Genomic DNA, 13,672 nt, shown 5'->3' on the forward strand with positions numbered 1-13,672 from the left:
GGCCCGTATCGCTGCGGCTTAACGCAGCTCTTTGAGCAGTGCGTTCAGCTGCTCTCGGTACTGCTGGAGCTGCCCCTGATACTTATCCAGAGACGCCCCCTGAGCCCCCAGTTTAGCTGTGGGTTCGGCCAGCACCTTGTCGAGCTCACTTTTCAGCTCGGCTTTTTTCTCAGCGACTTTGGCATTCACTTCAGCTCCCAACACATCTCCGATCAAACTGTCGAGGCTGGATTTAAGTCGCAGTTCGGGATCATCCGGATTGCCGCTTAAGAACATTTTAAGGTCGAACTGAGAGGCCGAGGCCAAAGCCTTGCGCATAAGTTCGGCGGTTTTGTTTTCCGCCGTTTCCGCCACCGCAAAACTCGCCTGCTTCACGAGACTGTCTACCGTTGCGTTGAGTCCATTTTCATTCAATGCAAACGTTGTCTGGATATTGGCGAGACCTTTTTGCAGGGTAATGGGCAACGTCGGGCTATCGGACAGCGTCAGCGCCGACAACGCCAATTGTCTCAGGTCGAAGTTTAGCTGATCCGATGGCGAGTCGCCCCGGTGATCAAACAGACCATCGAGCTTCAGGCTAGCGCCATCATCGCTGCCGCCGCTGGCCAGCAACGTCATCGGTTTGCCCCAGATATTCTGCTCGTTGGTAATATCCTTGAGCACACCGTCAAACTTAATCAACTTGCCGGCGACTGGGACGCTACCATCGATGCTCGCCTGCTTGATCAGGAACTCCGGTGTTGGCTGCTCCTGGGCAAAACGGATGTACTCACCACCCGCCCGCTGAGGTTTCGCAGCGTCATCTTCTTTCGCCGTCGCATCGGCTCCTTCACTGAGCTGACTGGTCGCCACCCGGTACAACGAAAGGCCCTGCTTCACTTTTGCATAGGCCTCGTCGCCAACGATATGGCGAACCATCCCTTCGAAACCCTCATCCAGCCCCACGCTAGCCAGTAAGCGGTCCGCTTCGCGGCCCGGCAAGGTCTTGGCTTTTTCTGTCAGTGCGGCTATGCGAGCTTTATCGGCCTTGATCTGATCGTCGAGATCCTTGAGCGCTTCCAGATCATCATCGATATCATCACGCAGCTCTTTAGTACCTTTAATACGCACCAGGGCATTCTGATCTTCCAGCTCTTCCCAGCGACGCTTGTACTGCGCTAATTGCTCCTTGGTGGGCAACTGCGCCATGCGCTGCTCCCAGCCCTGCTTGATCGCCTCAACCTCTGCCTGCATGCTTTCAACTTCAGCCTGAAGACGCGCCTTTTCTTCCTGCGCCAACTGGCCTACATCTGGAATATTCAGCTTCGATGCCAACTCCAGCGCCTTTTTCTCGCCGCTTTTGGTCGCACTACCAAAGCTGAACAGGCGCCCATCAATAGCGCCACTGCTGTCGCGTTTGGTGTAGAGGTTAAGCCCTTCGATGCGCGCATCGTCGGAAATAAACTGACGCCGCAAGAGTGCATACAGATCCACTTGCGAGTGAATGCGTGCGGCCTCAAACAGGTTCTGCATGGGCTGATCAGGATTGGTTACCTGCAAATGGCTGAGCTCCAATGTGCCGTCGCGCAGCGACAAGGTCGCACTGTCGAGTTCAACCTTGGCGCCCACGGCTTGGGTACCGGCAAACTCGATACTGTTTTCGATGATCCAGTCGATGCTCAGCATCCACAACACAACGATGCCTGTAAAAACACCGAGACCCCACCAGCGAATCCATTTTGTCATAGCATGCCTCCCTAGCGATTCAGTGCGCTGTACAGTTCAAACAGACGCGTGCTTTTGACAAACAGCATCAACCGGGTCTGGGCCAGTTTGGCCCTTACTTTGTCGCGATAACGGGTTATCGCCCACACCACCGCCCAGTACATAGGCAAGGCCAGAATTAACGACAGGCAAACACTACCCATCACCAGCGTATTGTTGTAGGCCATAAACCGCCAAAAGGAAGACTGGTACATTGAAGTCCACACAGCCGTCAGGCCTTCAGCCTGCAGCACCGCAGCACCCAGCTGCATGCTCAGCGGATCGAGCAGATAAGCGATACCGGAGAACAGCGCAAAGCTAAGCAGGAAAAAGCTCAGATTAACCCGCAGTACCAGCACCAATAACAAAATGAATAGATTGTGGGGGGACATCAGCGGTGTCAGCCCCATGATAAGGGCAAAAACGACTGCCACCGCAACCTGTGCGGGGTTGTCATCCGAGTTGAGCACCTTCAGCAATTTTGCAATTGCAGTGAGCATGATAATTCTTCCTGAGCGAGCGTAATGCGATTTTCTATCGGTAAATCACGGCGTCAGCGCGTGATGATAAGCCCGCATTGTATCAGGGAAATCTGTATTTCTCGCGCCACGCTTGCGGTGAGATTGCACAGCACCACCTGCGCGTCATTACGCAGTTGATAACGGCCGCCTGGCTGACTGTCCACATTCAACAACCGCACCATTGCCCTGTTTTCAGTGCATATCGGCAGCGACGCCTGCAAGGTCAACAGGCGTTTATCGTCAGCAATCAGCTGCGCAGAATAGGCCCGCCCGCCACTGACCAGTAGCCACTGCGCGCCACTGACATCAAGTCGCCCGGCAGGTAAACGCACAACCGCTTTGCTGCCTTGGGCTGCAATGAGCTCACAGCTATAGCAACGCCAGTGCGCCCGCTGTGGTAATTGCAAGGTAATGTCGGCGTCGGCGAAGTGTGTGCACAGGGGCACTTTATTGCGATCGCTGGGCGGATGGGTCACACCGGACAACAGGGTGGCAAAGCAACGGCCACAGTTGCCATTGCTGCAGGCGACTGGCACCGAGCAGCCCGCATCCTGAAGTTGTCGCAATAACGTGTGGTCTGCGCGGCCCGGCAGCGCACGGCCATCGCTCAGCTGAATAGTGAAGGGTTCTGGCGCCATTGTTCCAGAAACAGGGCAAGGGCACGGCCGCGATGGCTGTGTTGGTTTTTGATTTCTGACGGCAACTCGGCAGACGAGCACGCCAGTTCCGGCACGTAAAACAGGGGGTCGTAGCCGAAGCCATTGTCACCGCGACCCTCGGCAAGTATTTCGCCTCGCCATAAGCCCTGAAAAATCAGCGGCAGCGGATCATCGGCATGGCGCACGTAGGCCAGCACGCATACGAAAGTGGCGCTGCGATCCGACGCATCAGTAAGGGCTCGCAACAACTTTTCGTTATTAGAGGCATCGCTTGCATCGGCACCGCTGTATCGCGCCGAATAAATACCCGGCGCGCCTTGTAGCGCACTGACACATAAGCCAGAGTCGTCAGCCAAGGCTGGCAACCCCGTTGCAGCACTGGCATGACGCGCTTTGATCAGTGCGTTTTCAACAAAGCTTTTTCCGGTTTCCTCAGCGTCGACAATATCAAAGTCGGTCTGCAGCATCAGCTCAAAGCCGGTATCGGATAATACCTGCTGCATCTCCTTGAGTTTGCCGCGATTGCCGCTGGCCAGTACAACACGTGTCATTATTTGCCCGTGTACATCACTTTATTGAATTGGAATTTGTATTTGCGACGACTGGTTTCCGGCTGAATCGACAGCGTGAAATCCAGGGTTTCCTTGTTGTCGCCTTCAAACTGCGCAATGTAGTAAATCGCATCGCCTTCATCCACTTCTTTAAAGTCCAGTGGCTTGCGATGTATCAGGTTAAACACAGAGCCGCTGATATCGGCCTTTCGCGCAACATCCCCATCGTCGGAATTTTCGCGCACGCTGATATTGAGGATAAATCGATCATCACCGCGCACAATGCCGTAAGCTTTGGCCACCGTCGGCTTTAGAAACGTTGTGTTGACGATACTGTAATGCACATCGTAGTGATCGAACCGCTGTTTCTGTTCCGCCTGCGCAGCAAATGCCGCCAGGCAAAGCAGCAGGGTCAGGCCGCGCTGTATTAGAGTCATACCTTCTCCCGGTTATTTACTGATGTGATATACCGCCGTAACGCCAAACAAATTGGGGAACCGCGAAGCGATGAAGCTCTCCCGATCTGCAGCATCAACAACCGCACGGTGTAGCACCCGTATCCCTTTATCACGGCAAAGATTTTCAAAATCCTTGACCGTGCAAAAGTGAATATTAGGCGTGTCATACCAAGTATAGGGCAAAAATTTTGACACCGGCATGCGGCCGCGCGCGCCGAGATAAAGCCGTCCCCGCCAGTAACCAAAGTTAGGAAAGGTGACAATACACTCTCGTCCCACCCGCAGCATTTCATCAATGACCAGATGTGGCGAACGCAGGGTTTGCAGCGCCTGCGCCATCACGACCAGGTCGAAACTATTGCTGCGAAACTTGCCGAGACCGTAGTCCAGGTCATGGTCGACAACGCTGAGGCCTTTTTCCATGCATTGGCGGATATGCTGGTCGTCGATTTCCAGACCGATCCCGTCAACGTTCAGGTTGTCACGCAGATAGGCCAACAGGCTGCCATCACCGCAGCCCAGATCCAGCACGCGGCTGCCTGGCTGGGTCCATTCTGCGGCCAGATTAAGATCAAAGCGCATCGCTGACCTCCTGCTTTACCCGCTTCATGTAAGCCGTAAAACTTTTAAGATAGCGCTCTATTGGCAACAGGAAGGCATCGTGACCAAAATTCGCCTCAATCTCGGCGTAGCACACCGGTTTGCGCGCGGCGATCAGGGCATCAACAATTTCCCGCGACCGCGACGGCGCAAAGCGCCAGTCGCTGGTAAAAGACATCACCAAAAAACCACAAGTCGCGTGGCTGAAGGCTTCCACCGGATCGTCGTTGTACTCCCGAGCCAAGTCAAAATAATCCAGCGCTTTGGTCATCAGCAGATAGGTGTTGGCGTCAAAGGTACGGGAAAACACATCCCCTTGGTATCGCAGGTAGCTTTCCACCTGAAATTCAACCTTGTCATCCTGCCCAAGCTGAAAGTTGCCGACCTTCAGTTCGCGCCCAAACTTTTCGCCCATGCCATCTTCTGACAAATAGGTGACGTGCCCTACCATGCGCGCCAGCGCCAACCCCGCCTTGGGAATGGTTTCGTGCTCAAGATAACGACCGCCGTGAAAATCCGGATCAGAGGTGATGGCCTGCCTGGCAATCTCGTTAAACGCAATATTTTGTGCCGTCAGCCGCATTGCCGAGGCAATGACGACGCAGTGACGCACTTCCTCCGGATGCTCGAGCGCCCAGCGCATGGCCTGCATCCCGCCCAAGCTACCGCCAATAACCGCGGCCCATTGGGAAATGCCAAACAGCTCCATCATGCGCCGCTGGGAGGCCACCCAGTCGCGACATCGCAACGGCGGAAAATCCGGGCCCCAGGGTTTGCCCGTGGCCGGGTTTATGCTTGCCGGCCCGGTGCTGCCGTGACAGCCACCGAGATTATTGATGCTGATAACAAAAAAATGGTTGGTGTCGATCGGCTTACCGGGGCCAATACACACTTCCCACCAGCCCGGCTTTTTGTCGTCAACGCTATGGTAGCCGGCGGCATGATGATGACCCGAAAGGGCGTGACAGATCAGAATGGCGTTATTCTTCGCCGAATTGAGCTCGCCGTAGGTTTCATAAACGATATCGTATTCGTCGAGCGTGCGGCCGCAAGCCAGCATCAATGGCTCGCTGAAATGGTGAGTATGCGGCTCGACGATGCCTACGGAATCAGCAGGAAGCGCAGCGCTCATTCAGACATCTCCCGAGCAATCCGGCGGACACAGGCCAAGCGTCGAATGCACGCCCCACGATCCGCATCTTTCACAATCCAAACACCAATACCGCACTCAGCCCCGCCGACTGCGCCATGGACTTGAGCAGAATTTGCAACACACTGATCACCAAAAACACCATGATCGGTGAGAGATCAATGCCCCCCATTGGCGGGATGATCTTGCGAAAGGGCTGCATTACCGGCTCTGTTAACTGATACAGCAGCACGGCGGCGGGATGGTGAGTTCCCGGAGCCACCCAGCTCAAAATGATATTAATGATAATGGCAAAAAAGTAGAGGTTGACGGTAAGCGCAAGGCAGCCGATCACAGACCAGCCCAGTAACGTAAGCACGTTTGGCAAGCGCGCACCAAACAATGCGATGATCGCCACCATCGCCACCATCTGCACCAGCAGGGCCAGTACAACCGAGGCCGTGTCCACCTTGCCGATTGGCGGGATTACCCGCCGCAGCGGCAGCAACACAGGGTTGGTTGCCTTCACCATAAACTGGGAAATGGGGTTATAAAAATCTGCTCTTGCCAGCTGCAGCAGCAGGCGCAGTATCACCACTGCCAGATACAGGCTGAAAAATGTTTGAACCAGTAAAAATCCGATTTCTGTCAGGGGGCCCATGGTTTGTCCTCAATCACCGAGTTCACGTGACAGTTCTATAGAGCGGTCGCGAGCGGCGGTTAGCGCCTGCTCAAATATGTTGCGTAAACCACCCTGCTCAAGCTCACCGATTGCTCGCTCAGTTGTTCCGTTGGGTGATGTTACGCGGCGGCGTAGCTCGTCGGGCTCCACGTCACTTTGCAGCGCCATGGTCGCGGCACCCAATGCGGTTTGCAAGGTCAATGCCTTGGCGTCGTCGGCACTGAGCCCCAACTTTTCGCCAGCGCTCTGCATGGCTTCCATCACCAGGAAAAAGTAGGCGGGGCCACTGCCAGACACCGCCGTAACTGCATCCAGCGCCGCTTCGGTGTCAAACCACCGCACACTGCCAACCGCCTGCATGATGGTTGCCGCCTGCCGGCGCTGTTCGTCGCTGACTTCGCCATTGGCAAACAGGCCGGTCGCACCGGCGCGCACCAACGCAGGCGTATTGGGCATGGTTCGAACAATGGCCTGGTTGCCGCCGAGCCAATGCTGCAGGCTTGCCACTTCTATACCCGCTGCAATGGAGATAATCAGCGGCTTGCGTGCCTGTACATCGGCAGCCAGACCTTCGGCGACTGCTTTCATGATCTGGGGTTTTACCGCGAGAACAACGACGTCTGCCGCAGCCACGGCAGCGCTATTGTCTGATGTGGTATTTACCGGGGCTACCTGCTGCAACCGCGACAGGCTTTCCGCCGAAGGGTCGGCCGCCCAAATCGCACCCGCATCAAAACCGCTGGCCACCAGCCCGCCAATAATGCTCGAGGCCATGTTGCCGCCGCCGATAAACGCCATTGTGAAACTCATCGCTGCCTCGCTCTGTCTGTCAAACGCCGCGCAGTATAACAGCCAGCCCCGCACGGGGCATATCAGCTACCGGCGTTAAGCAAAGGATTGGGCAGGATTATGGGTGGATTTGAAGAATTGCACTGTCAGTAGCTGCCACTGTTCATCCCAGTGCTCGGTGGGCTTGCGTCTGAATTCGCTGCGGACATACTGACAGATACGCCCTTCCGCGCTGGCCAACAACAGATTGGCTGCCGCCGAAACAGTCACCATAGGACGCAGCCCTTCCTGCACTTCAGCGTCACGCAGTATCTGCTTGAGGTGAGTCTCGAGCCGGTCATAGAACTGCTGCACGCGGGATCGCAAGCGGGCGGTTTCACCGGCCAACGCATCACCATTGAGTATGCGCGTGATCCCCGGGTTACGCTCGGTAAACATCAACAGCAGACTGAGCACTTTGTAGCAGCGCGACAAGGCCTCAGCGTCTTCTGTTGTGATGACCTGAACCCGGGAAAAAATGGATTCTTCCACGAACTCTATCAGCCCTTCAAACATCTTGGCCTTACTGGGAAAATGCCGATAGAGCGCCGCTTCCGAGACACCAACCGCCTGCGCCAGTTTGGCCGTGGTTATCCGATCCCCGGGATTCGCTTCCAGCATATGGGCCAGAGCTTCAAGGATTTCCTGTTTGCGCGATGAACGCTTGGTCATGGTCGTCCAGTCTTATTCTTGATTGGTAATCAAGGTGCCAACACCTCGATCTGTGAATATTTCCAACAATACCGCATGAGGTACCCTGCCGTCGATGATATGCGCACTGTTAACCCCGGCTTTTACGGCATCAAGTGCACAACCAATTTTTGGTAGCATTCCGCCATAGATGGTGCCATCGGCTATCAGGCCATCGACCTGCTCAGTGCTCAGACCGGTAAGCACCTTGCCGTCTTTGTCCATTAGACCGGCCACATTGGTCAACAGCATCAGCTTCTCAGCCTGCAGCTTTTCCGCCATTTTACCGGCCACCAGATCAGCATTAATATTGTAACTCTCGCCATTTTTATCGACACCGATAGGTGCTATCACCGGAATAAAATCACTGTTTAGCAGCATATCGATTACCCCGGCATCAATCGCCTCAACTTCACCGACATGCCCGATATCAATGATTTCCGGCACTGACATTTCCGGCGTTTTGCGCGTTGCCTTGAGTTTTCTGGCGCGGATCAACTGGCCATCTTTACCCGTCAGGCCGATGGCTTTACCACCGTTGCGGTTTAGCAGCGCTACGATTTCTTTATTAACGCTGGCGCCCAGCACCATTTCTACCACATCCATCGTGGCGCTGTCAGTCACGCGCATACCATCAACAAAACTGGATTCAATGTTGAGTTTTTTCAGCAGCTCGCCAATCTGAGGGCCACCGCCGTGTACAACGATGGGATTCATGCCCACCAGCTTCATCAGCACGACGTCGCGCGCAAACTGCTCTTTCAGTTTCTCGTCGACCATGGCGTTGCCGCCAAATTTGACCACAATGGTCTTGCCCGTGAATTTCTGGATGTACGGGAGGGCTTCTGTAAGAACGTGGGCAACGTCGGAGGCGCCCTTGATGCTAAGAGACATAAGTTTTTTCCTGATTAAAATTTGAGGTCCAGCGTAGGATCAACCGAACGCAGGGCTTCTCGAAAGTGTTGTTGAATGTTGGCCAATGCGTCTTTGTCATCGGCCTCAAAGCGCAGACTCAGAGCCGGCCCAGTGTTAGACGCTCGCACCAGACCCCAACCGGTAGGAAACTCTACCCGCAAACCATCGAGCAGGTTGATTTCGGCGCCCTCAAAATAGTCTCCAGCTTTAAGCTGGTCGACAATGACAAATTTCTGCTGCTCATCGGTCGCCAGGCAGATCTCAGGGGTCGCAACACTTTCAGGCAGGCGAGCGATATGTTCCTGCAGGCGTAAAGGACTCAGGCTTAGCAGTTCAAGCATACGCGCTGCCACATACATACCGTCATCAAACCCGTACCAGCGCTCCCGAAAGAATATATGCCCGGTAAACTCTCCGCCGAGCAATGCGCCGCTGGCCTCCAGCTGGTTCTTAACAAATGAGTGCCCAGAACGGCACATCACCGGCACTCCACCAGCCTCACTAATCAATTTAGGCAAGTGACTGCTGCATTTTACATCATAGACAACCGAGGCTCCCGGGTTACGCACTACCACATCCTGCGCAAGCAACATCAGCGCCCGATCCGGGAATACCGGCTCGCCGGCGGCGGTAACAAACACCACCCGGTCGCCGTCGCCGTCGAGTGCAATACCGAGGTCAGCGCGCTTTGCACGGACAGCGGCCTGCAGCGCGTTGAGATTGCCTTCCCGGGTCGGGTCTGGATCGTGGTTGGGGAAATCTCCGTTTAGTTCACAAAATAATGGCTCTACAGTACAACCCAGCGCCTGAAACAGACGCGGCGCAACCGGCGAGCTTGCGCCATTGGCAGCATCAACCACTACCTTCATTCGTCGCGCCACGACGACATCGTTTTTTATGCGAGCAATATATTCATCCACAATGCTGCGATGGCTGTACCCGCCCGGAGATGGAGCGGCAACAAAGGCTTGCGTACGGATGCGGTCACGCAACGCATGGATTCGCTCTTCGGTCAGGCTGCTGCCCGCCACCACCATCTTAATGCCATTGTACTCGCGGCCATTGTGGCTGCCTGTAACCATAAAACCATTGCCGACCCCCAACTCATGGGTGGCAAAATGCATGAGCGGCGTGGGCACAGCACCTAGATCGGTGACATTGATCCCGCCTTCACGTAACCCTTCCACCAGCGCATCGCGAATACGGGGACTACTGTTGCGGCCATCGCGCGCCACCAGTGCCTGACGCTGTCTGAGCTCGCTCAGCTCGACGGCCAACGCGCGGCCAATGTCACGACAAAGTTCTGTGGTTAGCTGTGTATCGGCTATACCGCGAATGTCGTAAGCCCGAAACACGGCATCGTCGAAAGATGCACTATCTGCCTCAGGTTCAGCATCCAGCGTCTCGGTCTCGGCACTGTCAGGCTCGTCAAGCAGATCGAGGAAATCGTCATCCAGATCGGAGGCGCCTGCTGACTGCGTGGCCGACACGACGTCTTCTGCGTCACCATGTGTCGCAGTCGCCACGTCAGTCGGCTCTATACGCGACGTAGTAAACACCGACTCGATCAGGCTAACTTCTTCAAGCTCCCGGCTCTGTTCTGCCGTTAGTTTGTCCTGCGTCAATTTCCGCTGAGCAATACGCCGCGTACGCAACCGGAGCAACGACAGCAACAATTCTACTACTGCCGCGAATGCCGCAATCAAAGCGACAACATAAAGCCAGAGATTGCGGTTAATCCATGCCTGGTAAGCCAGCTTGCCCATCGTTAGTTCGACCGCCCACAACGGCCGACCAAGAACTACCTGCGCGGTCGCCGGACTAGGCTCCAATGCACCTCGCCGGGTCAGCGTGCGCCAGCCACTGGAAAACCGGTATTTCAATTCCAGCAACACCGGCTGCTGACTGGCAATACGCGCCAGTGCCTGTCCCAATACGGCATCCGGGTAACTGGCCAGCAAGACCATGTCGCCACTGACTGGCGTGACAACCGACAGCAACCAGTGCTTGTCGTCACGATAAACATCGATCACTGATGCCTGCAGCTCCAGGCTGCGACGGATCATGTCCCGCTCAATGTGCCTCAAGGGGTCCAGCGCTCTGTTGTCATCGTCCGCTATACCCAGCGACGTAACGGGTATCAAGCGTCGAGTGCTGGCACGTGGCAGCGCATCATCGGGCAGGACAACAGCCCCGTCGGCCGCCAGCTTCACCGCCAGATTTTCAACTTCCGCACTAAGGTTACTGAGATGGCGATCCATAAGCAGCGCTGCACGCTCTGCTTCCATCGTCAGATGGGCAATCGCCTGGGTATGATGAAAACGCTCGCTGATGTAGGTGAGCCCAATGACCAGAAAACCAGCCACCAGCGGCAGCAGTACGGACTTGGTTGCCGCCAGACGCAGCAGATCGCCACGACGCACCTGAAACAGAGAACGCAGACCCGAAAACTTCCTGCCAGTGCGCAGCTTGGTGGCATTGAAGTCAAAATCGTCAAACCGATGGCGCCTGTTCATTGGGCTCCCTGCGAAGTCATTCCCCGACGGACCAAAACGTCAGCTCGCCATACAGTGGGCGAGGCGGTCAATCAACGTCGTCGCGAGTTGCTGTTTACCCATCCGCGGCAGCGCCTGCTCGAGCCCCGCAGCCAGCAGCACCACCTCATTCTGGTCGCTGTTAAACCCGATGCCTGCATCTGACACATCGTTGGCAATGATGGCATCGAGATTTTTGCGCTCCAGCTTACCGCGTGCGTAGCTGATCACATCCTGTGTTTCTGCGGCAAAACCCACTGTAAACGGGCGCTTCTCTGCGCCGGCTACTGCACTAATGATGTCCGGGTTGCGCACCAGTTCGATCTGCATGGTTTCAGCATTCTTTTTAATTTTCTGCTCAACAGCCTGCGCCGGTCGATAATCGGCTACCGCAGCGCAGCCAATAAAAAGATCGGTGCGCGCGACGCGCTGCATGACAGCATCATACATTTCTTGCGCGCTGGAAACGTCGACGCGTTCCACGCCTTCCGGACAGGGTAACGCAACCGGGCCGCTGACCAACACCACGCTGGCCCCGGCATCGCAGGCAGCACGCGCCAGCGCATAACCCATCTTGCCCGACGAGTGATTGCTGATGTAGCGCACCGGGTCAATCGCTTCACGAGTGGGGCCCGCAGTGATCAAAACCCGCTTGCCGTCAAGCGCGCGCCCCTGAAATTGCGCTTCCGCCAGATCCGCCAGTTCAGTAGGCTCCAGCATACGACCCAAACCAACGTCACCACAGGCTTGCTCGCCGGCCGCCGGCCCCAACACCGTGACACCCCGCTGGCGCAGAACATCCATATTGGCGAGGGTTGCAGCATCTGCCCACATAGCCTGGTTCATGGCTGGCGCCACGGCTTTTTTCGCCTGACAGGCAAGCCACAGGGTAGACAGCAGATCATCGGCCTGGCCTTGGGCCAGCTTGGCAAGAAAATCCGCCGACGCTGGCGCCACCAGCAGCAAATCGGCCCACCGCGCCAGCTCGATATGCCCCATTGCCGCCTCGGCCTCTGAATCCAGCAATGAGGTATGCACCGGATTTCCCGACAACGCCTGCAGGGTCAGCGGGGTAATAAATTCCTGGGCTGCAGCGGTCATCACCACATGTACTTGGGCACCGCGCTCCTTGAGGCGGCGTACCAGCTCAGCAGCTTTGTAGGCAGCGATACCCCCGGTAATTCCCAGCACGATGTGGCGGTTATTCAAGCGTGACATATTGCGGTGTGCGCCCTGTTGGTTTGATAATAGCTAAGCAGCCGTCATTATTGCAGTTTTTCATTCGTTACTCACTACCGGCGGCTCACCAGGGAGGGTGATATGGCCATAACGGACTGGCCTGCTTCAGAACGTCCACGCGAGCGACTGCTTACTCACGGCCCGCAAAGCCTGTCTGACGCGGAATTGCTGGCCATCTTTCTGCGCACCGGTGTGCCTGGCAAATCGGCCGTCGACCTGGCACGAGAACTCCTTCACCAGTTTGGCAGCCTCAGCGCCTTATTGGGCGCCAATCGCAAAGTCTTTTGCCAATCGCCCGGCTTGGGCGATGCCAAATTCGCCCAACTCCAAGCCGTACTGGAAATGGCCAGACGTCATTTCGCTGAAAACCTTCAGCGCGATACGGTGCTCACCAGCGCTGCCGCCACCCGCCAGTTTCTCCAAGCCCAACTGCGCGGCGAAGCCAGGGAAGTATTTGCGGCGCTGTATCTGGATAATCAGCATCGACTGCTGGCATACGAGCCGCTTTTCTACGGCACTATCAACGGCGCCACGGTGTATCCAAGGGAAGTGGTCAAGCGCGCCCTGGACGTCAACGCGGCAGCACTCATCGTAGCCCACAACCACCCATCGGGTCTGGCCGAACCAAGCCGCGCCGATATCGCTATCACGGCGCGTCTGAAGCAGGCTCTGGAAATGGTGGATATCCGCCTTCTCGACCATTGCATCGTTGCCGGGTCGGCGGTGGTATCACTGGCGGAGCGGGGTGAACTCTGAGGGTGCCGCAGACGCCGCACCCGCAAACAGCGCCCGCCCATTATCATTCTCAAACTTCAAATTCCTTGCGGCGCAGCGCCCCTTCTGGTATAAAGTCGCGCTCCGTTTCGGCCGCTGCATTTTCTCAGCCACTGTATCGGGCCAGAATTTGGGCGATTCGCCCTGGCGAACGCCGAAAAATCTAGTTGAATTAGTCCTTTATGACGACCAGCCCTTTGTGAAAAGGGTCTGAAAGACGAGCGAGAGTATCATGTCCAGAGTGTGTCAGGTTACTGGTAAGCGTCCCGTAACCGGAAACAATGTATCCCACGCCAAAAACCGCACCAAGCGTCGTTTTTTGCCGAACCTGCACAGACATCGCTTCTGG

The 13,672-nt window shown here is 56.0% G+C and carries 15 protein-coding genes; 2 read left to right on the forward strand and 13 right to left on the reverse strand.

The genetic code is table 11. The features are described 5' to 3' along the window. Window positions 1-18 precede the first annotated feature (18 nt). The 13 genes from AC222A_RS10205 to coaBC all read right to left on the reverse strand — a co-directional run bounded on the left by AC222A_RS10205 (window position 19) and on the right by coaBC (window position 12,528). Window positions 19-1,725 carry a TIGR03545 family protein gene (locus AC222A_RS10205; RefSeq protein WP_372748079.1) on the reverse strand — a complete coding sequence of 569 codons (1,707 nt, stop codon included), beginning with the start codon at window positions 1,723-1,725 and terminating at the stop codon, window positions 19-21. A gap of 11 nt (window positions 1,726-1,736) precedes the next feature. Further along, window positions 1,737-2,243 (reverse strand): TIGR03546 family protein, encoded by a 507-nt coding sequence (locus AC222A_RS10210; RefSeq protein ID WP_372748080.1) that lies wholly within the window; start codon window positions 2,241-2,243, stop codon window positions 1,737-1,739. 53 nt (window positions 2,244-2,296) lie between these two features. Continuing rightward, window positions 2,297-2,902 carry a 2Fe-2S iron-sulfur cluster-binding protein gene (locus tag AC222A_RS10215; protein ID WP_486774931.1) on the reverse strand — a complete coding sequence of 202 codons (606 nt, stop codon included), beginning with the start codon at window positions 2,900-2,902 and terminating at the stop codon, window positions 2,297-2,299. Next, window positions 2,872-3,474 (reverse strand): RdgB/HAM1 family non-canonical purine NTP pyrophosphatase, encoded by a 603-nt coding sequence (gene rdgB / locus AC222A_RS10220; RefSeq protein ID WP_372748082.1) that lies wholly within the window; start codon window positions 3,472-3,474, stop codon window positions 2,872-2,874. Before rdgB ends, AC222A_RS10215 begins: the two co-directional genes overlap by 31 nt. After that, window positions 3,474-3,911 carry a DUF4426 domain-containing protein gene (locus tag AC222A_RS10225; RefSeq protein WP_372748083.1) on the reverse strand — a complete coding sequence of 146 codons (438 nt, stop codon included), beginning with the start codon at window positions 3,909-3,911 and terminating at the stop codon, window positions 3,474-3,476. The genes rdgB and AC222A_RS10225 overlap by 1 nt, the downstream gene beginning before the upstream one ends. 12 nt (window positions 3,912-3,923) lie before the next feature. Beyond that, entirely contained in the window at window positions 3,924-4,514 is a 591-nt protein-coding gene (gene metW / locus AC222A_RS10230) for a methionine biosynthesis protein MetW (protein ID WP_372763633.1), read from the reverse strand. After that, window positions 4,504-5,664: a homoserine O-succinyltransferase MetX gene (metX, locus tag AC222A_RS10235; RefSeq protein ID WP_372748085.1), complete on the reverse strand. Its 1,161-nt coding sequence runs from the start codon at window positions 5,662-5,664 to the stop codon at window positions 4,504-4,506. Before metX ends, metW begins: the two co-directional genes overlap by 11 nt. 70 nt (window positions 5,665-5,734) lie before the next feature. Next, on the reverse strand, window positions 5,735-6,322 hold the full coding sequence (locus tag AC222A_RS10240; protein ID WP_372758183.1) for a YggT family protein: 588 nt from the start codon (window positions 6,320-6,322) through the stop codon (window positions 5,735-5,737). A gap of 9 nt (window positions 6,323-6,331) precedes the next feature. After that, window positions 6,332-7,153, reverse strand: a complete 822-nt coding sequence (proC, locus tag AC222A_RS10245) for a pyrroline-5-carboxylate reductase (protein WP_372748251.1) — start codon at window positions 7,151-7,153, stop codon at window positions 6,332-6,334. Between the two features lie 75 nt (window positions 7,154-7,228). Then, window positions 7,229-7,843 (reverse strand): nucleoid occlusion factor SlmA, encoded by a 615-nt coding sequence (gene slmA / locus AC222A_RS10250; protein WP_372748252.1) that lies wholly within the window; start codon window positions 7,841-7,843, stop codon window positions 7,229-7,231. A gap of 12 nt (window positions 7,844-7,855) precedes the next feature. Next, entirely contained in the window at window positions 7,856-8,755 is a 900-nt protein-coding gene (gene argB, locus AC222A_RS10255) for an acetylglutamate kinase (protein ID WP_372748253.1), read from the reverse strand. A gap of 14 nt (window positions 8,756-8,769) precedes the next feature. Continuing rightward, window positions 8,770-11,292, reverse strand: a complete 2,523-nt coding sequence (locus tag AC222A_RS10260) for a phosphomannomutase/phosphoglucomutase (RefSeq protein ID WP_486774932.1) — start codon at window positions 11,290-11,292, stop codon at window positions 8,770-8,772. A 39-nt stretch (window positions 11,293-11,331) separates the two neighbouring features. Next, on the reverse strand, window positions 11,332-12,528 hold the full coding sequence (gene coaBC / locus AC222A_RS10265) for a bifunctional phosphopantothenoylcysteine decarboxylase/phosphopantothenate--cysteine ligase CoaBC (protein ID WP_372758185.1): 1,197 nt from the start codon (window positions 12,526-12,528) through the stop codon (window positions 11,332-11,334). 102 nt (window positions 12,529-12,630) lie between these two features. Here coaBC and radC point away from each other — a divergent pair, with 102 nt between their 5' ends. Then, window positions 12,631-13,305, forward strand: coding sequence for a RadC family protein (gene radC, locus AC222A_RS10270; RefSeq protein ID WP_372763972.1), 675 nt, complete (start codon window positions 12,631-12,633; stop codon window positions 13,303-13,305). Between the two features lie 250 nt (window positions 13,306-13,555). Then, the coding region (rpmB, locus tag AC222A_RS10275) for a 50S ribosomal protein L28 (RefSeq protein WP_486774933.1) at window positions 13,556-13,672 on the forward strand (117 nt) is incomplete at its 3' end.

This window comes from Litorivivens sp. (assembly GCF_057445395.1).